Genomic DNA, 23,138 nt, shown 5'->3' with positions numbered 1-23,138 from the left:
TTAGAAAAGAGGGATTCCGATGCCGTTTTTAGGAAGTGTATATCAAATATTTGGATTGTATCCAGAAATTTATTATGGGATGATTTCAGATGAAATTGCGGAGCAGCAAAGATTGGAACAAGCGGAAAGTGAAGAACAAGAAACAGAAGTGTAACTGTATAAGAAGCTTCAAAATAAAAATGATAACACGCTACTTACTCTTTAAACGTATAAGAGCAAGTAGCGTGTTTTTTTGCTATTTAATAATCCCATTTTCTAAAATTTTAATCGTAGGTGTTACTTTCACGTTAGCTTTTGAAAAGACACTCGGCCAAGCGTCTTCAACTTTTTTCCATTCTTCATATTGAAACGCTCTCGCATAATCACCAAATCCGAATGGATCGAGTTGTTGTTTTTGAATTTTGTGGATTAAATTGTTCAAATCTTTGTTTAGTTGTTTTGTAATAAGAGAAGTTAATTTCTTCCTATCTTTATCTATATCCATATTGAATGTAAGTTCAGATACGGCAATTTTTAAATCCATTTTAACATTAAATTTGAAGTGGTTATCGCTATAGCCTGTACGGATATCACGATTCATGCTAAGAACGTTTATTGATACGAAATCTTCACCTTCTGTATCTTTTAGATGACTATTACTTTCAACTGAATGCGAAGGGATTTTCATTGTAAGTGAAACAGGTATATTAGCTTTTTTTTGCAACATGAGCAGAAGGGCACTTTCATAGCGATTTAAAGACATCTTATAAATTCCGCGAGAAGTTAAAAGTGCAGAGCCTGTAACGATAACATCTTTTTTTCCTTTTTTTATTTCTGAAATAGCAGGTGTTATACCTTTATTAAACGTTTGTCTATGAAATTCATGAAATGGTGTGAAAACTGTCCGATTGTATAATTTATTTGTATTAATTAAATCTGTTAAATACTCAGGAAGAGCAGGTTTATCTTTAAAGTTGTTATATATAACAGAAGAAATTGGCCCGTCTACTGCAACCATGCGCATGTTTCCGGTATTTTTAGGATCGCGGTACCAAACATCAAGGTAAGGCATAGCACCTTCTTGTTTTAAAAATTTCGTACTAAATAAAATGAGCTGTAACTTTTCTGTAGACACTAAACCGCTACTTGAACTATTAAACGTTGCTTTTGCTTCTCGGGGTGTACGTACTTTCGCTTCATGAGTTTCGTACTTTTTCTCCACATCTTCATTAAAAATAGGGTTTACGTGGTACACAATTAATTTACCTTTTGCTTTTGCGTCAAAGCCGTAAATTAATGAAATCGATTGTTTTTCTAAGTCTAGACGATCTCCACAGCCTGTTAAAAAGGTTATGAGAAAGCAAAGTATAGTGAAATGAATAAAGCGCCTCATTTAAACTCTTCTCCTTTCCCAATACTGATATAGTGTCATGTATAAGAGAAATACGACTGGAAATAGAAAAACGATAAAATAACTGGCAGCTCCCCAAAATTCTCGCAACGCACTTATTTGGTAAGAGGAAGGGATATAAAAGAATAGAACGAAAATGCATCCGAATAATAAAATCCAAACAGGTAACGAACTCCCTTTTTTGTTAAGTAATTGATTGATTCCATCTGAAGCGGTAAAAATATAAGGAATGCACGAATCGAAAATAATGAAGAGGTAAAATGACAAAAAGATAATTTCAAACCGTTCCAGAAATGAAAAGTGAAATGGTGTAATAAGAGAAAGAGTCGGCCATAAAAACTTAGTTATACCATCTGGGCTAAAATAAACGAAAGAAACGAACGTAACTTGTAGGTAGACGAATAACGTAATCATATTTGCAAGAACGATGCCTTTTTTTGCAGCTGATTTGTTAGTTAGATAGGGATAAAGGACGAATGCAAACTCGAATCCGAGAGACGCAATGATAGTTGATTTCACTGTGGTTACAACTGGTAGCCATCCTTCCTTTAGAAAGGGAAGAAGATATATCCAATGACCATCTTTAAGAGGGATAAACAATAGTAATGGTATCCAGAGGGTAAAAAGCACAGTGAAAACGGCAAAGCGACTAATAATAAGTACACCTTTACATGCAAGCATAAGCATTGGAATAGAAAGCAAAATCATAATTAAAAACATTGGAGTTCTAGGTAAAATCCAAATGTGAATGACATATAAAAGAGAAAAGATTAAGGAGACCGCAGCAAGTATAGCGTATAAAATCCAAAGAAGCATAGCGAATTTTCCTAGCCACTTCCCAAGATAACGAGTCAGCACATCAAGTAAAGTATACCCAGGATGCTTTTCCATAATTTTTACAATACATAGACTGACTAAAGTAGTGATAGCGCATCCAATAATAATAGAAATCCATCCATCTGTATTCGCCCCTTGTGCAACTTCACGAGGAAGTGTAAGGACACCGAATCCTACTTGAACACCACTAATCGTTAAAATGTATTGAAATAAACTAATCTCCCTCTTTGCACGCTTTGTCACTTCTCTTCCTCCGTTCCTTCTATATCGCGTTGTCGATTCTCTTGTTTTAAGTTAAGGGATAGTGGGCGCTTCTTCATTATTTTCCATGGTAAACGTATAAGAATATCTTTTAAATCCGAAGCAAATAACGGAGAAAAAGGACTACCATAAGGAACACCGAGAGATTCCATAGAAAGTATATGAATAATAATGATTGCCATCCCAACCATAATGCCAATGACACCAAATAAAGAGGCAATTATCATCATTGGGAAGCGAAGAAGTCGAATTCCTGCAGACATTTCTAGATTAGGGATGATGAAAGAAGCGACTGCAGTAATAGATACGACGATAACCATGACATTACTTACTATTCCTGCTTGAACTGCAGCTTGTCCGATGACAATCCCTCCTACGACGCCAATGGTTTGTCCAACGGGACCCGGAAGCCGAACTGCAGCTTCGCGGAGCATTTCAAGTACTAATTCCATCAAAAGTGCTTCTAATATAGGAGGAAAAGGAATTTTAGCTCGAGATTCTCCAATCGTTAACAATAATTTAAGTGGAATCACTTCATAATGAAAGGAAATCATAGCAATATAAAGAGCAGGAGCAAAAATTGCAATAAATAATCCAGTGAAACGAAGTAATCGTATAAAAGATGGAATCATTGGTCTGAAGCTGTAATCATCTATCGTCTGAAAAAAAGCTGAAAAAGTCATTGGTCCTATTAATACGCCTGGTGAACGATCTACAACAACAGCAATTCGCCCATCTAGAATATGATGTGCTGTTGTGTCAGGACGTTCAGTTATTGATAATTGCGGAAAGAGAGTATAGGAATTATCTTCAACAAATCCTTCTAATTCTCCGGTAGTAAGAATCGCATCCACTTTTACTGATTCGATACGGGATGCCATTTCTTTTACGACATCTTCGTCCGCAACATCTGCTAGATAAAGCAAAAAAACCTTTGAAGTAGCTCGTTCACCAACAGTGAATTCCTTCACTTTCAATTCGCGATTTGGAATATATCGACGAATAAGTGCAAGGCTGTCGCTCGCTACTTCATTAAATCCTTCGTGTGAGCTTTTTATGGAGCTCTCTGTTGTAGGCTCTTCAATGCTCCTTTTTGGTGCCGCTTGCGTATCAAGCTCTAAAGCGGATAATTGCCCGTTTATAAATAAAATACTTTTGCCGTGTAAAAGAGATTGTTCAATGTCTGTCCACTGCTCAATCTTTTTAATATTTCCGATAGAAACAGAGGCTTCCCAAAAATCGTCTTCATTCCACTCTTTAAATAAGAGAGGACGAAGGATGTTTACGTTAATAACAGTTTTGTCTACAAGTCCTTCCATATATATAAGTGCAGCTTCCTGTCCGTTTTTTAATGGAAAATTGCGTGTTATTAATTCTGGAATACCGCTAAACAGTTTGGACAAGTGCTTTAAATTAAGGGGAAGGGAAGAAGAAATAGATTTATTTAATGTGTGATCAGCTTGCTCTTGGTTAGAAAAAGATTTTTCACCACGAATCCATTTATTAAAAGACCCCATTTGTTTGCTTACTCCTTGTTATGTTTTATCCCGATTGGTGAGGGCTGATTAAAGTTTCACTTTATATGGGTTATTATGGATAGTTCCATACGGACATATGCGTAGTTTAAATTTTATATTGTATATTTTTAACTTTAACGCTATAATTATAGTGTTAAAGATGGAATCGTGATATGACCTGTTATGACTCTATCGTTTTATTTATGAATAAATGGATTGGTATTTTAGCAAGATGTGCTAATAAACTACTCCACCATGATAATAACGTGCCGAAATGTGGTGCGTATATTTTCGTGGTGGAGTTTTTTTTATTCTCAAAAAGGGGGAAAGACCATGAATAACAACATGGTTCATATTACAATTGACGGAAAAAAGTATACAGCGGAGCCCGGTTCAACGATATTGGGTGTTATAAATGAGAACGGGATTGAACATCCGCAAATTTGTTACGTGCCAGAAGTAGATCCTATTCAAACATGTGACACTTGTATTGTAGAAGTTGACGGAAAGTTAATGCGCTCTTGTTCGACAGTAGCGACAGAAGGTATGAACATTGAACGTAATTCTACTCGTGCGAAAGAAGCACAAACAGAGGCGATGGATCGGTTACTAGAAAATCATTTATTATACTGTACAGTATGTGACAACAACAATGGGAACTGTAAACTGCATAATACAGCAGAATTAATGGAAATTGAACATCAAAAATATCCTTATGAACCGAAAGTAGATGTAAGTGAAGTTGATATGACGCATCCGTTTTATCGTTATGACCCGAATCAATGTATTGCATGTGGTCAATGTGTAGAGGTGTGTCAAAACTTACAAGTAAATGAAACATTATCGATAGACTGGGAAGCGGAACGCCCACGAGTGATTTGGGATGAAGGAGTAAATATTAATGATTCTTCATGCGTTAGTTGTGGTCAATGTGTAACCATTTGTCCTTGTAACGCTTTAATGGAGAAAACGATGCTCGGTGAAGCTGGATTTATGACGGGACTAAAGCCAGATATTCTTGAACCGATGGTAGATTTAATTAAAGAAGTAGAGCCTGGATATAGCGGTATTTTTGCGGTATCAGAAGTGGAAGCGGCCATGCGTGATACTCGTACGAAGAAAACGAAAACAGTATGTACATTTTGTGGTGTAGGTTGTTCATTTGAAGTGTGGACGAAAGGGCGTAAAATTCTTAAAGTACAACCTTCTTCTGATGCGCCAGTTAACGCAATTTCTACTTGTGTAAAAGGAAAATTTGGTTGGGATTTCGTAAATTCTAAAGAACGAATTACGAAACCTTTAATTCGTAAAAATGGAACGTTTGTTGAATCAACATGGGAAGAAGCGTTGAATGTAGTTGCAAGTAAATTAGGATCGATTAAAGAAGAGTACGGTAAAGATGCTATCGGTTTTATTTCTTCATCTAAAATTACGAATGAAGATAATTATGTGATTCAAAAATTAGCTCGACAAGTATTTGAAACGAATAATATTGATAACTGCTCACGTTATTGTCAATCACCAGCGACAGACGGATTATTCCGTACAATTGGTATGGGCGGAGATGCTGGAACGATTAAAGATATTGCACAATCTGGTCTTGTTATTATTGTAGGTTGTAATCCGACAGAAGGTCATCCTGTTTTAGCTACACGTATTAAACGTGCACATAAATTACACGGACAAAAATTAATTGTGGCTGATCTTCGTAAAACAGAAATGGCAGAGCGTTCAGATGTCTTTATTAGTCCAAAACAAGGAACAGATCAAGTATGGTTAATGGCTGTTACGAAATATATGATTGATCAAGGCTGGCACGATCAACGATTTATTGATGAGAATGTAAATTTCTTTGAAGATTTCAAAGAGAGCCTTACAGCATATACACTTGAATATGCAGAAGAAATGACTGGTATTTCAAAAGAAACACTGATTCAAATGGCTGAAATGATTCGTGATGCAGATGGTACATGTATCCTTTGGGGAATGGGGGTAACGCAAAATACAGGTGGATCTGATACTTCCGCTGCGATTTCAAACTTACTACTTGCAACAGGTAATTATCGTCGTCCAGGCGCTGGTGCATATCCGCTTCGAGGTCATAATAACGTACAAGGTGCTTGTGATATGGGTACTTTACCAGGATGGCTTCCTGGATATCAACACGTTACGAACGATATGGAACGTGCGAAATTTGAAATGGCTTATGGAGTGAAAATTAATAGCGAACCAGGTCTGAATAATATTGAAATGCTTCACGCGATTGACGAAGGGAAAATGAAAGCTATGTATCTTGTCGGAGAAGACATGGCTCTTGTAGACTCTAATGCGAATCATGTACATGAAGTATTATCAAGCCTTGATTTCTTCGTTGTGCAAGATGTTTTCTTATCTAAAACGGCTCAATATGCAGATGTTGTATTACCAGCAGCGCCATCTCTTGAAAAAGAAGGTACTTTCACAAATACAGAGCGTCGTGTTCAAAGACTATATCAAGTTCTTCCTACGCTTGGAGATGCGAAGCCAGACTGGTGGATTGTGCAGGAAGTTGCGAATAAATTAGGTGCAAACTGGAGTTATAGTCATCCAAGTGAAATTTTTGCTGAAATGGCAAGTTTATCACCACTATTTTCACAAGCAAACTATGAAGTATTGGAAGGGTGGAATAGTTTCCATTGGGGAAGTTTTGATGGAACGAATACACCGCTTCTTTTCCAAGATGGATTTAACTTCCCGGATAAAAAAGCTCGTTTTGCGATTGCTGACTGGGTGCGCCCAGCTGAATTCCCAGCTGAGTTCGACCTTCATATTAACAATGGTCGTATGCTTGAGCACTTCCATGAAGGGAATATGACAAATAAATCAACAGGTATTCAAACGAAAGTGCCTGGCGTTTTCGTTGAAGTTTCTCCAGCACTTGCAAAAGAACGTGGAGTAAAAACTGGTTCATTAGTCCGTCTTGTCTCTCCGTTTGGAGCGTTAAAATTACGGGCACTTGTAACAGATCGTGTAAAAGCGAATGAGTTATATTTACCGATGAACTCTACAAATAATGAAACAGCAATTAATTTCTTAACAGGTCTTGCCGTTGATACGCGTACGAACACACCTGCTTATAAACAGACGAAAGTGCGTATGGAAGTGCTGGAAGTTGATGGCGAAAATCCGATGCCAAAAGCGAACCCGCGTAATAAAAAACGTCATCCTCAATCTGGTATTGAGGTACATCGTAAGTGGGCACGTCCAGGGTATGTGCATTTAACGGATAAGTAGGAGGAGAAAAATATGGCTGCACCTATAAAAATGATTCAAAAACAAGAATTAACTGAGGAAGAAGTAAAACAGCAAAAATTAGATGATTTAAAAGAACTTCTAACTAATAATGAAGACGCTCTAAATCAAATGTTTAATATAGTAGGGGAATTGAATGATATTGGCATGTTAGAAGCAGCTAATTCTATGCTAAAGGCGAAAGAACCAATCGCAAAAATTGTTCTTGGCCAAGTGACTCGTGAGCCTGTTACAAATTTAATTAATAATATGATGGGGGCTGCAGGTGCTTTAACAGAACTTGATCCGGAACTTACGAAAAAGCTTATAAGTAGCTTATTGGTAGGGCTAGAAGAAGGTAATGAACATTTAGAGAGTAATAAAAAGGTAGGGGTATTCGATCTTATGAAAGTATTGAAAGACCCAGACATTAACCGTGCTATCGGATTTGGGCTTCATTTCTTAAAAGGTATGGGTAAAGGGTTAAAAGACGAGTAACCTTCACGAAGTGAATCTTTTCGCCCAAATGTTTGTACGAAATAGTTTGGGCGGAAGGCTCATTTTGGTAAAATATATAATAAAGTAAAATGAGGTTTTTTGGGAGGTATAATTGTATGTCAAAAAAAGTACATGAATTTAATGATATGATTCGAAAACTTCGAAAGGAACTTTTCGGAAAAGGGCCAGAACGAATTCATACTGTTTTCGCTGAAAATATGGCGATTGCGACTCTTTACGGAAACTTAACACCTACTGAAAAATTCATTTCAAGTACGATGGACGGTGCGGAAATGGTTCATATGGCTAGAACGAAAATGATTCAAGAAGTGTATGCTGCAAATTCCCGTGAACATTTGGAGGAACTTGTTGGAGCGAAATTAGTGAATCTATTTTCAGATATGAAAGTAGAAGAAGATATTGCAGTTTCGGTATTTGTTTTTGATAAAAATATAACGTGAGAGAAGGATACTGATCGTGAAACCGATACAGGTAGAAAGAGAAATCTTTCGTTATGAACAAGGGGCGTTTAAACATATAGAGGACAGCATTGTAACAGAGTTTCCAGTCACGATTAAAATGAACGGACAGGAGTTTGTTACAATGGTTAGTACTCCAGAATATATAGAAGATATGGTAATAGGCTTCTTAGCATCTGAAGGAATCATTCGGAAGTATGAAGATATTGATGACATATGGGTACAAGAGAAAGAAGGATTTGTACATGTCACGACGGCAAAAGTAAATCCGTATTACGAACAAATGCAAAATAAACGTTATATTACTTCATGCTGTGGTATGAGTAGACAAGGATTTGTTTTTGCAAATGATGCACTAAGCGCAAAGAAAATGAATGGCGTCCATGTACAGGTTACTGCAGAAGACTGTTTTCGATTAATGAAAGAAATGCAGCAATCTGCGGAGACATTTCGTCATACAGGGGGCGTTCATAATGCATCTTTGTGCAATGTGAATGGTATTATTTTAAGTCGAATGGATATCGGAAGGCATAATGCGTTAGATAAAATTTACGGTTATTGTTTAAAAAATAATATTTCTATAAGAGATAAAATTATTGTTTTTAGCGGTCGTATTTCTTCGGAAATATTATTGAAAGTTGCAAAAATTGGTTGTGAAATTATACTGTCAAAATCAGCTCCAACTGAGTTGGCTTTACAGCTAGCTGAAGAATTAGGTATTACTACGATAGGATTTATTCGGAATGAATCCTTAAATGTATATACGCATCCGGAGCGTGTTTTAAATATAAACTAAATAAAAGCGAGGCAATAAATATGAAATCTGTCACATTAGACAAACTACAACGTCCGTTAAAGGATTTACGTATTTCAGTTACTGATCGCTGTAATTTTCGCTGTCGATATTGTATGCCAGAAGAAATATTTGGTCCTGATTACTCGTTTTTGTCTAATGATAAAATTTTATCTTTTGATGAAATTGAAAGGATAACGCGTATTTTCGTTTCTTTAGGTGTTAGAAAATTACGGATTACAGGCGGAGAACCGTTACTTCGAAGAGGTCTTCCGCAGCTTATCGAACGCCTGAATAAAATAGATGGTGTGGAGGATATCGGTTTAACAACTAATGGATCGTTACTTAAAAAGTTTGCTCCTGATTTATATAAGGCGGGTTTATCACGTGTGACAGTTAGTTTAGATTCCTTAGAAGAAGAGCGGTTTTTCTATTTGAATGGTAATAGAAGCAAAGTACAAAGGGTTCTGGAAGGAATACAAGCTGCAGCTGAAGTCGGTATGAAAATTAAAATAAACATGGTCGTTCAAAAGGGGAAAAACGAACAGGACATCTTGCAGATGGCGCAATACTTTAAGGAAAACAAGCATATTCTTCGTTTTATTGAGTATATGGACGTTGGAAATTATAACGGTTGGGAGTTAAAAGAGGTCGTCTCTAAACAAGAAATAGTAGATACGATTCATCAAGTTATGCCATTAGAACGAATAGAAGCGAATTATGTAGGAGAGGTTGCGACTCGCTATCGTTATATTGGAAGTGATGAAGAAATAGGTGTTATTTCATCAGTAACAGATTCTTTTTGCTCTTCATGTACGAGAGCTCGTATTTCTGCAGAAGGAAAATTATATACTTGTTTATTCGCTTCTAAAGGAAATGACTTGAGAGACCTGCTTCGATCTGACTGCACTGACGAGGAAATAACAGATGTCGTACGGGACATATGGAACAACCGAGAAGATCGTTATTCAGATGAACGGTTAAGTAATAGTAATAAAAAAGCTATGCCTAAAATTGAAATGTCACATATCGGTGGTTAATATAAAGTTGACATAAAAGTGAAAAATGGAAGGTGTACAAGAATTGTAGATTTTCTATTTTATAGTAAAAGTGATGATTGATCTCTCTGTAAAAGATGTGCAGAGAAATTAAGCAGCATTCAAAAACCTTTATTTTGAAGAGGTTTTTTGAAGCTGCTTTTTTATTTGGAGAAAATGGAGGAATTGGTAATGTCATTTCATAAACCGGAACAAATTGCTGAGCTTGTTATTGAGGCCGGTGTTCAAAAAGTAAGTCAGACCTTGCCAGCAATGCTTATTCTCGGTTTTTTAGGAGGAGCATTTATTTCGCTCGGTTTTTTACTTAACATTCGCGTTTTAGGTAATTTACCTGAGCGCTGGGGGAGTTTAGTAAATGTTTTAGGAGGCGCGGTTTTTCCTGTTGGACTCATGCTCGTCGTATTAGCAGGAGGAGAATTAATTACCGGAAATATGATGTCAATGTCTATGGCGCTTTATGCAAAGAAAATTACATTCGTAAGTGTGCTGAATAACTGGATTTGGATTACTTTCATGAATTTTGTAGGAGCTATTTTCGTAGCGTATTGTTTCGGGCATCTTGGCGGATTAACAGAAGGGGATTATTTAAATAAAACAGTAGCGATAGCGGAAGGCAAGTTACACGAATCATTTGGAAGAACTTTAATTTTAGCAATTGGGTGTAATTGGCTCGTTTGTTTGGCGCTTTGGCTCGCTTATGGGACGAGTGATTTTGTCGGAAAAATAATCGGAATTTGGATTCCAATAATGGCATTTGTAGTGATTGGATTTCAGCAAGTAGTAGCAAATATGTTCGTCATCTCAGCAGTCATTTTTGCAGGGCATCTGACGTGGATGGATCTTGCTAGAAATTTTGTTCCTGTCTTTATCGGAAATGTAATTGGCGGGGCTGGTTTTGTTGGATTTGCGTACTTTGCTTGTTATCAAAAACAGCATTCTAATATGAAATAGAGTTCGTGAGAGGAAGGGTATATGTAATGGCTGAGCGGTATTCACGACAACAGTTGTTCAAACCGATTGGGGGTAGAGGACAAGAAAAGATTCGAAATAAACATGTGTTAATTGTAGGGGCAGGCGCATTAGGAAGTGCAAGTGCTGAAAGTTTCGTACGTGCAGGCATTGGGAAGTTGACGATTATTGATCGTGATTATGTTGAATGGAGTAATTTACAAAGACAACAACTGTACTCTGAAGAAGATGCGAGAGAGAAATTGCCAAAAGCAATCGCTGCTAAAAATCGGCTAGAAAAACTTAATTCGGAAGTACAAATAGATGCTTTCGTAATGGATGCATGTGCAGAAAACTTGGAAGGACTATTAGAAAATGTTGATGTAATAATTGATGCAACAGATAATTTCGATATCCGATTTATAATAAATGATTTATCACAAAAATATAATATCCCGTGGGTATATGGTTCTTGCGTTGGCTCGTACGGTATGAGTTGTACAATTATTCCGCAAGAGACACCTTGTTTACATTGTGTGCTGAAGAACGTTCCAGTTACAGGTGTGACGTGTGATACAGCTGGAATTATTAGCCCGACTGTACAAATCGTCGCAGCATATCAAGTGGCGGAAGCACTCAAAATTTTAGTAGAAGATTTTGCAGCAATTAGAAAAACATTTTTCATATTTGATATATGGAGTAATCAAAACCATTTTATAAAACTAGGGAAAATCAAGACAGACAATTGCCCTTCGTGCGGTTTGAATCGCATTTATCCTTATTTATTATACGAAAATCAAACGAAGGTAGCTGCTTTATGCGGAAGAAATACAGTTCAAATTAGACCAGTAGACAATAGAAAATACAATTTTGATGATATAGAAAAAGTATTAAAAAAAGTGGGGGAAGTAAATCGGAATCCGTATTTACTATCTTGCCAATTAGATGAGTACCGCATCGTTGTTTTTCGGGATGGTCGTGTTTTTATTCATGGCACAAATGATATTTCGAAAGCGAAACAACTATATTATCGCGTATTCGGCTAATAGAAAGGGTTGTCAACAATGGAAAGAAGAGTACCAATCACAGTTGAAGAGGCTGTTCGTAAAGTGATGGGATTTGCTCATAACGGCTTAAAGGAGCTACTACCTATTGAATTAGCTTACGGACGTATATTAGCAGAGGATTTAGTAGCTGACCATGATGTGCCGTCATTTAATCGTTCACCGTATGACGGGTTTGCTATTAGAGCAGAAGATACGAATTTAGCAAGTTATGAAACGCCAATTGTATTTGAAGTAGTGGGTGAAATTGGTGCAGGATCGCTATTCGATGAGAAAGTAGGTCCGTTTCAAGCAGTTCGAATTATGACGGGAGCACAGATTCCGAGTGGATGTGATGCAGTTGTTATGCTAGAGCTGACCCGTCAATATGAGGAGGCTGGCAGTAAGTATATGGAATTGAAACGGTCATTCAAAACGGGCGATAATATTTCTTTTCAAGGTGAAGATGCTCGTAAAGGAACGGTTCTTGCAAAGAAAGGAACATACATTCATCCAGGTATTTCAGCTCTTCTTGCTACGTTCGGGTATAGCGAGGTGCCAGTTGCGAGAAAGCCTGTAGTTGGACTATTAGCGACTGGCAGTGAATTACTGGATGTAAACGATTCATTACAGCCAGGGAAAATCCGAAATAGTAATACGTATATGATATTGTCTCAAATCCGAAGAGCAGGCGGAAGAGTAAAATATTTTGGGAAGTTTAGCGATGATTTTTATACGTGTTTTACGGCTGTAAAAGAAGCAATAAGCCAAGTAGATATGCTCATTACAACAGGTGGTGTATCAGTAGGGGATTACGATTATTTGCCAGCTATATATGAAAAATTAGGTGCATCAGTTCTTTTCAATAAAGTTGCAATGAGGCCAGGAAGTGTTACGACTGTAGCGCAATTAAATGGCAAGTTATTATTCGGTTTATCAGGAAATCCATCTGCTTGTTACGTAGGATTTGAATTGTTTGTAAGACCTTGTATTCGAACGTATATGTTTAGTGAAAAAGCACATGTGAAAAGAGAAAAAGCGTTATTAGGAGAAGACTTTTTAAAGCCAAATCCATTTACAAGATTTGTACGAGGAAAACTAACATATAACGAAGGGCAGTTAATCGCTTATCCGTCAGGGTTTGATAAATCTAGCTCAGTTTCTTCTCTAGCAGAGACAAATATATTTATTGTACTTCCAAGTGGTACGAGAGGGTATAAAAAAGATATGTTCGTAGATGTTCTCTTGTTGGAAGATAACGAAGGTAGTGAATGGCCTTGGACATTTTATAAAGTGAGAGGTGATTCTAATGGGACAAGTGCTATTTGAAATTGTAGATATACCGATTGTAGTTGAAGAAGTAACAAATAAGGTTGCAAGAAGAGACGCAGGTGCGATTACAACTTTTATTGGTACAGTGAGAGAATTAACAAAAGGAAAACGAACGCTACATTTAGAGTATGAAGCATATGAAACGATGGCAGTAAAACAACTTATGAGAATTGGTGAAGAAATTAGTGAAAGATGGCCGGACGCAAAAATAGCAATTACGCACCGAGTAGGACGGCTAGAAATAATGGATATTGCGGTAGTCATCGCAGTTTCATCACCGCATCGCAAAGTAGCTTATGAAGCGAATGAATACGCAATTGAACGTATAAAGGGAATCGTCCCAATATGGAAAAAAGAATTTTGGGAAGATGGGACGATGTGGATTGGCGATCAACTTGAAAATACACCATATCCAGCAGGAAAACCGAAGAAGGAAGAATGAGAAAATGATTACAATTTTACTGTTTGCAAATTTGCGTGAGGAAGTCGGGTTAGATCGATTCGTAATTTCCGAAAAACAAGAAATGACTGTGCAGCAATTAAAAGAATGGCTCAAAGCAAACTATAGTTTACAATCGCTTGATAGAGTGATGGTGGCTGTTAATGAAGAGTTTGTAACGAATGAAGAGATGATACGAGCTGGAGATATTGTCGCATTCATCCCGCCTGTTAGTGGTGGATAATAAGCGTTTCTTGAAACGATAAGAAGATGCTATATATAAATTCGAATACGAGAAGGGATGAGTTCTATGCTTACTCAAGAACAAATAATGAATGCGTTAAAACATGTAGAGGATCCAGAATTACACAAAAGTATTGTGGAGTTAAACATGGTTAGAAATATACAAATGAATGGAACAGAGGTTAAACTTGAAGTAGTGCTAACGATTCAAGGATGTCCGTTAAAATCAAAAATTCAACAAGATATTGAAGAATCGCTTCACGCAATTGGTGCCTCTAAAGTGGCTGTAACATTTAGTTCTATGACAAAAGAAGAACGTGCAGTCTTAACAGAGAAGTTAAAGAAAAATACTAGAACAGAAACTGGTATGCCAAGCATGCTTCGTCCTGATTCAGGAGTACAATTTCTTACTGTAACGAGCGGAAAAGGTGGGGTCGGAAAATCAACTGTAACAATTAATCTTGCAACAGCTTTAGCTCGTATGGGCAAAAAAGTGGGGATATTAGATGCAGATATATATGGTTTTAGCATTCCAGCTATGATGGAAACGAATCAAAAACCAACGATGATTGATCAAACAGCAATTCCAGTTATTAGTCACGGTGTTAAAATTATGTCTATGGGATTTTTTACAGAAGGAAATAATCCGGTTATGTGGCGCGGACCGATGTTAAATAAATGGATTCAAAATTTCCTTGCGAATACGCACTGGGGAGAATTAGATTATTTACTTCTTGATTTACCACCTGGTACAGGAGATGTTGCTATTGATGTTGCAGCAATGATTCCGCAGGCGAAAGAAATTATCGTTACAACACCACATAATGTAGCTTCATTCGTAGCATCTAGAGTAGGCGTAATGGCAAAACATACGAAACATGAGATTTTAGGTATTGTGGAAAATATGGCTTATTATGAAGAACAAGATGGATCGAAAAATTATCTGTTTGGAAAAGGCGGCGGCGAAATGTTAGCAGAACAATTGCAAACAGAAGTAATCACACAAGTACCTTTTGCAAAACGTGAAGAAAATAGCGGTTCATCTGTATATGATGAAGATTCTCTTGTTGGAGAAGTGTTTACATCGTTAGCAGAAGATATTATTTATAAAGGATAGAGGAGGGATTTTTATGGTGTGTAATATCGATCATTCTATTGAAGATGTAATGAATAAACTTGAAAGTCAAAAGAGTTTTTTATCTGAAGAGATTTTTAAAGGATTAAAAAATTTTTTGCAAGGTAATCACTCACAAGAAATATTAAATGATGTCTTTCATCTTCTAAAAAAGTATGACTTAGTTAGTGAAGAAGAAAGAGAGACGAGAAATACTCAATTATTGCTGATTATAAAATAAATAAGCTTTGGCTTTTGTTTTGTAACAGGAGGGGTAAATGTAATGAATATGAAGAAGATGATTGAAACGATAGAAGCAACAAAAATGACTGATGAAGAATTATCGATTGCTCATTTACATCAAAAGCTCGTGAAGCTATATAGTCAAAAAAATGTTGCTCATTATACGGAGTTATTAAAATATATTTTATCCTTATCCGTGCAGCTTGATTTACATTTCGTATTGAAATATTTTGGTGTGCGACCGGTTGTTGCTATAGACGAGCGTATGCAATTTCAAGAGATATTTAAATGTTTAGCTAATAAGGATGATAATGGGGAATGGTTTTTACATTTCGTTTCTTTATATGTAGGGCTAATTGTAGTTCTTCACTTTGATGAAAAAGTGATTGAGAGAAGTTTTTTTGATGCTATGGTAGTGGGTGAAGGGAATGAAATATAAGGATCTTGCCCATAACACCTTTCTATTTAATAGCTATAATTAGTCTTTTGATTGGCTATGTAAATATGGAGGTAACGAATTAATAAAAAGTGTTCTTCAGTTGTTTCCATCGTTTTTTCATGTTACCATTAAGCGAATTTTTCATAGGGAGAGAAAGCGATGAAATGGATTTATTTTATTATGATTAACGTTATAGCTTTTAGCCTTATGGGGCTTGATAAACGAAAAGCGCAGAAGAAACAGTGGAGAACGCCAGAAAGTACGTTGTTTTTATCAGCAGCAGCTGGGGGAGCAGTTGGAGCTTGGATCGGTATGTATATGTTTCATCATAAAACTCATAAAAAGAAATTTGTTTTCGGCATACCGTTACTTGTTGTAATAACGGTATGTTTATTATTCGTTGTATGAGAAATGTCGAAAGAAATGCAGATTGATTATTGGTAAAGTGAGCACGTGGGAACGTATAATGGAGAAAAAATGAGAAGAGGAGAAAAAGGAAGATGGGGAGTCAATCAGCAGAGCAAAAAAAAGGGATTATATATGCGGCTGGTGCGTATACGATGTGGGGAATACTACCAATCTATTGGAAATGGGTTGAGGAAGTCCCAGCAGATGAAATATTAGCACACCGCATCGTTTGGGCGTTCGTGTTTATGTTAATCGTATTAGGTGTTACGAAGAGATTTCGTCAGTTTATTGGAGAGTTCGTGAATCTTTTTAAACGACCTAAATTATTAATGTCATTAACAATAGCTTCAGTCTTGATTAGCGGAAACTGGTTTGTCTACATATGGGCCGTTAATCATAATCATGTCATTGAAGCAAGTCTTGGCTATTATATTAATCCGCTTATTAGTATTTTACTTGGTACAGTCGTTTTAAAGGAAAAGTTAAACTTTTGGCAATACGTTGCAGTTGGCTTAGCTGGAGTAGGGGTTATCATTTTAACAGTACGTTTCGGGGCTATTCCGTGGGTTTCTTTATCACTTGCCCTTTCATTTGGATTATATGGATTAACAAAAAAAATGTTAAACTATGATGCGACAATTGGACTTACGATGGAAACGATGTTAGTAACGCCGTTTGCGATTATTTATTTAGTAATGACAGGAGTACATGGTTTCGGCTCATTTGGCTCGATCTCAATGTCATCGACATTACTATTAATAGGAGCGGGCATTGTTACAGCATTGCCACTTTTTTATTTTGCAAAAGGAGCCCAACTTATTCCGCTTTATATGGTAGGGTTTTTACAATATATTGCACCAACAATTAGTTTGATTTTAGGTGTATTCGTATTTGGTGAACATTTCACATCTACTCATATGATTGCATTTTTCTGTATATGGGTTGCATTAGTTGTATTCTCGGTAGCGAAAACAAAGTTCTTAGTGCAGAAACAACCGAAATTTATAAAAAATAAATCAGCAAAAGTATCGTAATGCGTAGTATTTTCTACGCATTTTTCTTTATACTGATACTATAGGATTTCCATTATAGCTAGTAGGGAGCTGAGAACGTGGAAACGATTTTACATAACGATCCGCTTATGGCCGCTGTAATTTCATGGTTTTTAGCACAATTAACGAAAGTAGTCTTTAAATTATTTAAAACGGGTGAATTTGATTTTGCAAAGTTTTTCGCTTCAGGTGGGATGCCAAGTTCTCATGCTTCAACTGTTACAGCATTGGCGACAGGTGTTGGCGTTGTGGAAGGTGTGGAAAGTACTTTATTTGCAATTGCTGCTATTTTTGCCATTATAGTTATGTATGACGCTTCAGGAGTAAGGCTTGCAGTAAGTAAACAGGCGAAAATATTGAATGAGTTTTTTCACGGTAGACAAACAGAATATAAGAAGTTAAATGAACTTGTCGGGCATACGCCGTATGAAGTAGTAGTTGGTGCTTTATTAGGGATTATTGTCGGAGTAGGATATTGTTTATAAGCAGAGCATCTTATATGTTCTGCTTTTCTTTGTATTCATACATATTCAGCTACTTTCTTGAATATCGTTATACGGATTTCGAAAGGGTGGGTGAGTAACTTGTTATTATATGAAAAAGTGCATGAAGAAATAGCGAGAAGAGCAACTGCACTTCAAACGATGCAACGGCAAGATGGTACGTGGCGATTTTGTTTTGAAGGAGCTCCATTAACAGATTGCCATATGATTTTTTTATTAAAATTATTAGGTAGAGATAAAGAGATAGAACCGTTTGTAAAAAGGTTAGCATCACTTCAAACAAATGAAGGAACGTGGAAATTGTATGAAGATGAAGTGGGAGGTAATTTATCAGCTACCATTCAATCTTATGCCGCCTTACTTGCTTCGCAAAAATATACAAAAGAAGATGCGAATATGAAGCGAGCGGAAAATTTCATTAAGGAACGCGGAGGCGTGGCGCGTGCTCATTTTATGACAAAGTTTTTATTAGCAATTCATGGAGAATATGAATATCCTTCACTCTTTCATGTACCAACACCAATCATGTTTCTACAGAATGATTCCCCCCTCAGTATATTTGAATTGAGTAGCTCAGCACGTATCCATTTAATTCCGATGATGGTGTGTTTAAATAAAAGATTTCGAGTAGGGAAAAAGTTATTGCCAAATTTAAATCACATTGCGGGCGGGGGCGGAGAATGGTTTCGGGAGGATCGGTCTCCTTTGTTTCAAACGTTATTAAGTGATGTAAAACAAATTATCTCGTATCCACTTTCGTTACATCATAAAGGATATGAGGAAGTCGAACGTTTCATGAAAGAGCGTATTGATGAAAATGGAACGTTATATAGTTACGCAACTGCCTCGTTTTATATGATTTATGCTTTACTTGCGTTAGGGCATTCTCTTCAATCATCAATGATTCAAAAGGCTATAGCTGGTATAACATCTTATATATGGAAGATGGAAAGAGGGAGTCACTTGCAAAACTCTCCTTCAACTGTATGGGATACGGCTTTACTCAGCTATGCGTTACAAGAGGCACAAGTTCCGAAAGATCACAAGATGATTCAACAGACAATAACATATTTATTAAAAAAACAGCATACAAAAAAAGCTGATTGGAGCGTACATGCTCCCGCACTTACTCCTGGCGGTTGGGGTTTTTCGGATGTAAATACGACAGTTCCAGATGTTGATGATACAACTGCTGTACTAAGAGTGTTGGCAAGAAGTAGAGAGAATGAAAAGGTAAATAATGCTTGGCAGAAAGGGATTGATTGGGTTAAAGGATTACAAAATAATGATGGGGGCTGGGGAGCGTTTGAAAAAGGTGTGACGAGCAAATTATTAGCAAATTTACCAATCGAAAATGCAAGTGATATGATTACAGATCCTTCCACACCAGATATTACAGGAAGAGTGTTAGAGCTTTTCGGGACATATACGCAAAATGAATTACCTGAGAAACAAAAACAAAGTGCGATAAATTGGTTAATGAATGCACAAGAGGAAAATGGATCATGGTATGGGAAATGGGGGATTTGTTATATATATGGTACGTGGGCTGTTATGACAGGTTTACGGTCACTCGGAATTCCATCTAACAATCCATCATTGAAACGAGCAGCTTTATGGCTTGAACATATACAGCATGAAGATGGTGGATGGGGAGAATCATGCCAAAGTAGTATGGAGAAAAGATTCATTACTTTACCATTTAGTACACCATCTCAAACAGCATGGGCGTTAGATGCTCTCATTTCTTACTATGATACAGAAACGCCAGCTATTCGAAAAGGCATTTCATATTTGCTTGCGAATCCTTATGTGAATGAAAAATATCCTACTGGAACAGGTTTACCTGGTGGGTTTTATATTCGTTATCATAGCTATGCCCAAATTTATCCGCTACTTACTTTGGCACATTATACAAAAAAATATAGAAAATAAACCGAGAGATATCTCTCGGTTTATTTTGTTGGGTAGTAGGTCCCTGTTGAAAAGAATAAGGTTGTGCTTTCCTTATTTTTCAGTTGACTGGCGTTTTTGACGTGCATCAGCGGCATTTGCACGTGCGTTTGCTTCTAAGTCATTGTGGTCAGCAAGTTCACGAGAGAACTCTACATCAATGCCATCAGTAGCTTTGTTTTGTTTGAAATTTTTTTTGTTCATTCGACACAATCTCCTTGCACTTTATCCCGCTTTAATGGGCAGTAAGACCCCCACCTTAAAATTTAGTGAAAGCAAAGAAGTGAGGTGGGGAATCAACTGCCCATAAAAGTCCGATTGGTGAGGGCTGATAATCAGTGGGGATGAAGAAAATCCCACTGATTAAAGTTGCACTTTATGCGACGTTGCAAAGTTAGTTTGACACAAATAGACTTTTTTATACAAAGAGGAATTGGAAAGTAAAAAGCCGAAATATACAGTATAAGTAATAGAAATGGGGGATAGGTATGGAGTTTTTAAACGGGAAAACAGCTGTTGTAACAGGAGCTGCACAGGGAATTGGAAAAGAGATTGCAAGGGTGTATGCAAAACTAGGGGCGAAAGTATTAATTAGCGATGTAAATGAAGAGAAATTACAAAAAACGACACGTGAGTTCTTGGATGAAGGATATGAAGTGAGCTTATATCGATGTGATGTGAGTAATCAAAATGAAGCAAAGTCGTTAATTGAATATGCGGTTCAAAAATTCGGAACATTACATATTTTGGTGAATAACGCTGGGATTACAAGGGATGCAATGTTACATAAAATGGAGAAGTCTGCTTGGGAACAAGTATTACAAGTGAACTTAACTGGAGTTTTTTATTGTATGCAACCAGCGCTGCTTTACATGAGACAACAAGGGTATGGACGTATTATTAATATATCTTCAATTAGTAGAGAAGGAAACATAGGTCAAGCAAACTATGCAGCTACGAAGGCAGGCGTTGTAGGTTTAACGAAAACGGCAGCGAAAGAAGTTGGAAATTTCGGTATTACGTGTAATGCGATTTGCCCAGGATTTATGGATACAGATATGACAAAAACGATACCAGATAAAGTGAAAGAAAAGATGGTCGGCGCGATTCCGGTTGGTAGAATTGGAACGCCAGAAGATATTGCGAACGCAGCTGCCTTCTTAGCATCAGAATACGCATCCTATATTACAGGAGAAGTATTAAATGTGAGCGGGGGACTGCAAGTTTAAAGACATACATAATGAAAAGAACCTGACCGGATAGGTCAGGTTCTTTCTCTTTAATTTAAGTTAAGCCAAACGCTCTTCACTTCTGTATAGTTATTTAATGCATAAGATCCCATTTCACGGCCAAGACCGGATTGTTTAAATCCTCCAAATGGAGATGCTGCATCAAAGACGTTATAACAGTTTACCCATACTGTACCAGCACGTACTTTACTTGCAACGTAGTGTGCTGTTTTAACATTTTCTGTCCACACACCAGCTGCTAAGCCGAATTGTGATTTATTTGCACGTTCAATTACTTCATCAATATCGTTAAACGGTATAGCAGAAATAACTGGACCGAAAATTTCTTCTTTTGCAATCGTCATTTCATCATTTACGTCAGCGAATACTGTAGGAGAAACGAAGTAGCCTTGATCAAATGGATTACTTCCTCCGCAAAGTACTTCAGCACCTTCTTCAATCCCTTTTTCGATGTAGCCCATTACACGTTTTTGTTGTTCTTCGGAAACGAGAGGACCGATTGTAGTTTCTGGACTTAAGCCAGCACCTTGATTTAATTTTTTAGAGTAAAGGACAAGGTCAGCCATGACATTATCATACATTTTCTTCGGAACAAATAAACGTGATCCAGCAGAGCATACTTGTCCTTGGTTAAACATAACACCAGAAAGTGCACCAGGAATCGCGCGAGATAAATCAGCATCTGGCAAGATGATATTTGGTGATTTACCGCCTAACTCAAGTGTAACACGCTTTAATGTTTCAGATGCTTGGCGCATAATTTGCTTACCGACTGGAGTAGAACCAGTAAATGCAATTTTATCAACGAGTGGATGATTAACAAGAGCTTGTCCAGCTGATTCACCGAATCCAGGAACGATATTAATAACACCTTTCGGGAATCCAGCTTCTTCAATTAATTCAGCTAAGTATAAGGCAGATAGTGGAGTTTGTTCTGCAGGTTTTAAAACGATTGTACATCCTGTAGCAAGCGCTGCTCCCATTTTCCACATTGCCATAAGAAGTGGGAAGTTCCAAGGGATAATTTGACCAACGACACCAACAGCTTCATGACGTGTATAGTTAAAGTAATCACCGGAAACAGGGATTGTTTGACCAACGATTTTCGTCGCCCAGCCAGCATAATAGCGCATATGCTCAATTGCAAGTGGTATGTCTGCTGCCATTGTTTCACGGATTGGCTTTCCGTTATCTAACGTTTCAAGCTGTGCAAGCTCTTCTTTATGTTCTTCCATTAAATCAGCTAACTTGTACATAAGCCGGCTTCGCTCAGCAGTGCTCATGCGAGACCAAGGACCTTCGTCAAAAGCTATGCGAGCTGCAACGACAGCTTTATGAATATCTTCGCGACCAGCTTCAGAAACGACGGCAAGTGTTTCGCCAGTTGCTGGGTTAGGTGTGTTAAACGTTTTACCGGAAGCGCTTTCAATGAAAGATCCATTCACATATAACTTTTTTGTACCTTGAAGAAACTTTTCTACCTTTTCATGAAGATTTACAGCTAGTTGACTCATTGTATAACCCCCTTGAAAATATAATGTAAACGCAGTACGAGACGGCGTTTATTCCGAAATCAAGGATGTGGAAACTAGATGGAAAGCCTCTAATTAAAATCATAATTAACAAATACTGAAAATTCAAATTTCATTTGTGTTACAATTGTAAAAAATATGTAATGTAAGAAAGTCTTCTATATGATTATAAAAAATCCTGCTTGTTTTTGCTTTCTAGTAGGAAAAACTAGAAGAACAATGGTACAATAATACATCGTGAGAGGAGGGAGAAAAATGAAGAATTATCATGATGATCCACGCTTTCGAATCGCCCATAGAGAAGCGTTAATTGGTCTTGGACTTGCTATTATTAATTTTATAATATGGTACGGATTTGCTTATGGGCTTGGTAGTAAAAATCCAAGTGAATATACATATGTATTTGGTTTTCCAGCATGGTTTTTTTATAGCTGTATCGTTGGATTTATCGTTATGGTTATTTTACTTAGTTTAGTTGTTCGTTTTGTATTTCAAGATATTTCACTCGATGAGGAAGAAAAAAGTGAGGAATAATA

25 protein-coding genes are annotated in these 23,138 nt (G+C 37.0%); 20 read left to right on the top strand and 5 right to left on the bottom strand.

Going from position 1 to position 23,138, the window contains the following annotated elements; translation table 11 throughout:
* Positions 1–19 precede the first annotated feature (19 nt).
* On the top strand, positions 20–154 hold the full coding sequence (locus ACTFR9_RS09960) for a hypothetical protein (RefSeq protein WP_001116185.1): 135 nt from the start codon (positions 20–22) through the stop codon (positions 152–154).
* Positions 155–235: 81 nt separating this feature from the next.
* On the opposite strand, the gene gerSC is transcribed toward ACTFR9_RS09960, so the two are convergent.
* From gerSC to gerSA, 3 genes are read right to left on the bottom strand one after another with little or no spacing between them, the layout of a single operon-like run.
* The gene (gene gerSC / locus ACTFR9_RS09955; protein WP_001252193.1) at positions 236–1,372 is read right to left on the bottom strand and encodes a spore germination protein GerSC; all 1,137 of its coding nucleotides are present in this window, start codon (positions 1,370–1,372) and stop codon (positions 236–238) included.
* Positions 1,373–2,470: an endospore germination permease gene (locus ACTFR9_RS09950; protein WP_000166500.1), complete on the bottom strand. Its 1,098-nt coding sequence runs from the start codon at positions 2,468–2,470 to the stop codon at positions 1,373–1,375.
* The gene (gerSA, locus tag ACTFR9_RS09945) at positions 2,467–4,005 is read right to left on the bottom strand and encodes a spore germination protein GerSA (protein ID WP_000534502.1); all 1,539 of its coding nucleotides are present in this window, start codon (positions 4,003–4,005) and stop codon (positions 2,467–2,469) included. Before gerSA ends, ACTFR9_RS09950 begins: the two co-directional genes overlap by 4 nt.
* Positions 4,006–4,338: 333 nt before the next feature.
* Between gerSA and fdhF the strand changes: the two genes are divergently transcribed.
* From fdhF to ACTFR9_RS09860, 17 genes are all read left to right on the top strand, one after another.
* Positions 4,339–7,278 carry a formate dehydrogenase subunit alpha gene (fdhF, locus tag ACTFR9_RS09940; protein WP_001063649.1) on the top strand — a complete coding sequence of 980 codons (2,940 nt, stop codon included), beginning with the start codon at positions 4,339–4,341 and terminating at the stop codon, positions 7,276–7,278.
* A 12-nt stretch (positions 7,279–7,290) separates the two neighbouring features.
* Positions 7,291–7,773 carry a DUF1641 domain-containing protein gene (locus ACTFR9_RS09935; RefSeq protein WP_000729907.1) on the top strand — a complete coding sequence of 161 codons (483 nt, stop codon included), beginning with the start codon at positions 7,291–7,293 and terminating at the stop codon, positions 7,771–7,773.
* Between the two features lie 116 nt (positions 7,774–7,889).
* The gene (locus ACTFR9_RS09930) at positions 7,890–8,234 is read left to right on the top strand and encodes a DUF2294 domain-containing protein (RefSeq protein WP_000039582.1); all 345 of its coding nucleotides are present in this window, start codon (positions 7,890–7,892) and stop codon (positions 8,232–8,234) included.
* A 16-nt stretch (positions 8,235–8,250) separates the two neighbouring features.
* The gene (fdhD, locus tag ACTFR9_RS09925) at positions 8,251–9,048 is read left to right on the top strand and encodes a formate dehydrogenase accessory sulfurtransferase FdhD (RefSeq protein ID WP_000802675.1); all 798 of its coding nucleotides are present in this window, start codon (positions 8,251–8,253) and stop codon (positions 9,046–9,048) included.
* 20 nt (positions 9,049–9,068) lie between these two features.
* The gene (moaA, locus tag ACTFR9_RS09920) at positions 9,069–10,085 is read left to right on the top strand and encodes a GTP 3',8-cyclase MoaA (protein ID WP_000844147.1); all 1,017 of its coding nucleotides are present in this window, start codon (positions 9,069–9,071) and stop codon (positions 10,083–10,085) included.
* A gap of 189 nt (positions 10,086–10,274) precedes the next feature.
* Positions 10,275–11,054: a formate/nitrite transporter family protein gene (locus ACTFR9_RS09915; RefSeq protein WP_000007900.1), complete on the top strand. Its 780-nt coding sequence runs from the start codon at positions 10,275–10,277 to the stop codon at positions 11,052–11,054.
* Positions 11,055–11,080: 26 nt separating this feature from the next.
* Entirely contained in the window at positions 11,081–12,097 is a 1,017-nt protein-coding gene (locus tag ACTFR9_RS09910) for a molybdopterin-synthase adenylyltransferase MoeB (protein WP_000840955.1), read from the top strand.
* 18 nt (positions 12,098–12,115) lie between these two features.
* Positions 12,116–13,423, top strand: coding sequence for a molybdopterin molybdotransferase MoeA (gene moeA, locus ACTFR9_RS09905; protein ID WP_000442207.1), 1,308 nt, complete (start codon positions 12,116–12,118; stop codon positions 13,421–13,423).
* Positions 13,404–13,868 carry a molybdopterin synthase catalytic subunit MoaE gene (gene moaE / locus ACTFR9_RS09900; RefSeq protein ID WP_000531871.1) on the top strand — a complete coding sequence of 155 codons (465 nt, stop codon included), beginning with the start codon at positions 13,404–13,406 and terminating at the stop codon, positions 13,866–13,868. Before moeA ends, moaE begins: the two co-directional genes overlap by 20 nt.
* Positions 13,869–13,872: 4 nt before the next feature.
* Complete coding sequence (moaD, locus tag ACTFR9_RS09895) at positions 13,873–14,109, top strand: molybdopterin converting factor subunit 1 (RefSeq protein ID WP_000628477.1); 237 nt, start codon at positions 13,873–13,875, stop codon at positions 14,107–14,109.
* A 66-nt stretch (positions 14,110–14,175) separates the two neighbouring features.
* The gene (locus tag ACTFR9_RS09890) at positions 14,176–15,225 is read left to right on the top strand and encodes a P-loop NTPase (protein ID WP_000957503.1); all 1,050 of its coding nucleotides are present in this window, start codon (positions 14,176–14,178) and stop codon (positions 15,223–15,225) included.
* Positions 15,226–15,238: 13 nt separating this feature from the next.
* Positions 15,239–15,463 (top strand): hypothetical protein, encoded by a 225-nt coding sequence (locus tag ACTFR9_RS09885; protein ID WP_000227057.1) that lies wholly within the window; start codon positions 15,239–15,241, stop codon positions 15,461–15,463.
* Between the two features lie 42 nt (positions 15,464–15,505).
* A complete protein-coding gene (locus ACTFR9_RS09880; RefSeq protein WP_001056287.1) occupies positions 15,506–15,904 on the top strand; it encodes a hypothetical protein in 399 nt (132 codons plus the stop codon).
* A gap of 159 nt (positions 15,905–16,063) precedes the next feature.
* Positions 16,064–16,312: a DUF1294 domain-containing protein gene (locus ACTFR9_RS09875; RefSeq protein ID WP_000871344.1), complete on the top strand. Its 249-nt coding sequence runs from the start codon at positions 16,064–16,066 to the stop codon at positions 16,310–16,312.
* 92 nt (positions 16,313–16,404) lie between these two features.
* The gene (gene rarD, locus ACTFR9_RS09870) at positions 16,405–17,346 is read left to right on the top strand and encodes an EamA family transporter RarD (protein ID WP_000535534.1); all 942 of its coding nucleotides are present in this window, start codon (positions 16,405–16,407) and stop codon (positions 17,344–17,346) included.
* A gap of 77 nt (positions 17,347–17,423) precedes the next feature.
* On the top strand, positions 17,424–17,849 hold the full coding sequence (locus tag ACTFR9_RS09865) for a divergent PAP2 family protein (RefSeq protein ID WP_000447815.1): 426 nt from the start codon (positions 17,424–17,426) through the stop codon (positions 17,847–17,849).
* 99 nt (positions 17,850–17,948) lie between these two features.
* A complete protein-coding gene (locus ACTFR9_RS09860) occupies positions 17,949–19,802 on the top strand; it encodes a terpene cyclase/mutase family protein (RefSeq protein ID WP_000928135.1) in 1,854 nt (617 codons plus the stop codon).
* Between the two features lie 72 nt (positions 19,803–19,874).
* Here ACTFR9_RS09860 and ACTFR9_RS09855 read toward each other — a convergent pair whose 3' ends face one another.
* The gene (locus ACTFR9_RS09855) at positions 19,875–20,024 is read right to left on the bottom strand and encodes a YfhD family protein (protein WP_001035808.1); all 150 of its coding nucleotides are present in this window, start codon (positions 20,022–20,024) and stop codon (positions 19,875–19,877) included.
* 284 nt (positions 20,025–20,308) lie between these two features.
* On the opposite strand from ACTFR9_RS09855, the gene fabG reads away from it, so the two are divergent.
* A complete protein-coding gene (gene fabG / locus ACTFR9_RS09850) occupies positions 20,309–21,049 on the top strand; it encodes a 3-oxoacyl-ACP reductase FabG (protein WP_000395021.1) in 741 nt (246 codons plus the stop codon).
* 50 nt (positions 21,050–21,099) lie between these two features.
* Here the strand turns inward: fabG and dhaS are convergent, their stop codons facing one another.
* Positions 21,100–22,584: an aldehyde dehydrogenase DhaS gene (gene dhaS, locus ACTFR9_RS09845; protein ID WP_000080286.1), complete on the bottom strand. Its 1,485-nt coding sequence runs from the start codon at positions 22,582–22,584 to the stop codon at positions 21,100–21,102.
* Positions 22,585–22,857: 273 nt separating this feature from the next.
* On the opposite strand from dhaS, the gene ACTFR9_RS09840 reads away from it, so the two are divergent.
* A complete protein-coding gene (locus ACTFR9_RS09840) occupies positions 22,858–23,136 on the top strand; it encodes a YhdT family protein (RefSeq protein WP_000800722.1) in 279 nt (92 codons plus the stop codon).
* The last annotated feature ends 2 nt before the right edge of the window (positions 23,137–23,138 follow it).

It is taken from the genome of Bacillus cereus group sp. MYBK222-1 (genome assembly GCF_051916425.1).
In the GTDB taxonomy this organism is placed as follows: domain Bacteria; phylum Bacillota; class Bacilli; order Bacillales; family Bacillaceae_G; genus Bacillus_A; species Bacillus_A paranthracis.
The sequence above is the reverse complement of the archived record's forward strand: the minus strand, read 5'-3'. Positions and strand labels throughout refer to the sequence as shown.

What these genes read in the sequence shown, in the direction of transcription:
- ACTFR9_RS09960 (WP_001116185.1), top strand. Translation starts at nt 20, where the DNA reads ATGCCGTTTTTAGGAAGTGTATATCAAATATTTGGATTGTATCCAGAA.
- gerSC (WP_001252193.1), bottom strand. Translation starts at nt 1,372, where the DNA reads ATGAGGCGCTTTATTCATTTCACTATACTTTGCTTTCTCATAACCTTT.
- gerSA (WP_000534502.1), bottom strand. Translation starts at nt 4,005, where the DNA reads ATGGGGTCTTTTAATAAATGGATTCGTGGTGAAAAATCTTTTTCTAAC.
- fdhF (WP_001063649.1), top strand. Translation starts at nt 4,339, where the DNA reads ATGAATAACAACATGGTTCATATTACAATTGACGGAAAAAAGTATACA.
- ACTFR9_RS09935 (WP_000729907.1), top strand. Translation starts at nt 7,291, where the DNA reads ATGGCTGCACCTATAAAAATGATTCAAAAACAAGAATTAACTGAGGAA.
- ACTFR9_RS09930 (WP_000039582.1), top strand. Translation starts at nt 7,890, where the DNA reads ATGTCAAAAAAAGTACATGAATTTAATGATATGATTCGAAAACTTCGA.
- moaA (WP_000844147.1), top strand. Translation starts at nt 9,069, where the DNA reads ATGAAATCTGTCACATTAGACAAACTACAACGTCCGTTAAAGGATTTA.
- ACTFR9_RS09915 (WP_000007900.1), top strand. Translation starts at nt 10,275, where the DNA reads ATGTCATTTCATAAACCGGAACAAATTGCTGAGCTTGTTATTGAGGCC.
- ACTFR9_RS09910 (WP_000840955.1), top strand. Translation starts at nt 11,081, where the DNA reads ATGGCTGAGCGGTATTCACGACAACAGTTGTTCAAACCGATTGGGGGT.
- moeA (WP_000442207.1), top strand. Translation starts at nt 12,116, where the DNA reads ATGGAAAGAAGAGTACCAATCACAGTTGAAGAGGCTGTTCGTAAAGTG.
- moaE (WP_000531871.1), top strand. Translation starts at nt 13,404, where the DNA reads ATGGGACAAGTGCTATTTGAAATTGTAGATATACCGATTGTAGTTGAA.
- moaD (WP_000628477.1), top strand. Translation starts at nt 13,873, where the DNA reads ATGATTACAATTTTACTGTTTGCAAATTTGCGTGAGGAAGTCGGGTTA.
- ACTFR9_RS09890 (WP_000957503.1), top strand. Translation starts at nt 14,176, where the DNA reads ATGCTTACTCAAGAACAAATAATGAATGCGTTAAAACATGTAGAGGAT.
- ACTFR9_RS09885 (WP_000227057.1), top strand. Translation starts at nt 15,239, where the DNA reads ATGGTGTGTAATATCGATCATTCTATTGAAGATGTAATGAATAAACTT.
- ACTFR9_RS09880 (WP_001056287.1), top strand. Translation starts at nt 15,506, where the DNA reads ATGAATATGAAGAAGATGATTGAAACGATAGAAGCAACAAAAATGACT.
- ACTFR9_RS09875 (WP_000871344.1), top strand. Translation starts at nt 16,064, where the DNA reads ATGAAATGGATTTATTTTATTATGATTAACGTTATAGCTTTTAGCCTT.
- rarD (WP_000535534.1), top strand. Translation starts at nt 16,405, where the DNA reads ATGGGGAGTCAATCAGCAGAGCAAAAAAAAGGGATTATATATGCGGCT.
- ACTFR9_RS09855 (WP_001035808.1), bottom strand. Translation starts at nt 20,024, where the DNA reads ATGAACAAAAAAAATTTCAAACAAAACAAAGCTACTGATGGCATTGAT.
- fabG (WP_000395021.1), top strand. Translation starts at nt 20,309, where the DNA reads ATGGAGTTTTTAAACGGGAAAACAGCTGTTGTAACAGGAGCTGCACAG.
- dhaS (WP_000080286.1), bottom strand. Translation starts at nt 22,584, where the DNA reads ATGAGTCAACTAGCTGTAAATCTTCATGAAAAGGTAGAAAAGTTTCTT.
- ACTFR9_RS09840 (WP_000800722.1), top strand. Translation starts at nt 22,858, where the DNA reads ATGAAGAATTATCATGATGATCCACGCTTTCGAATCGCCCATAGAGAA.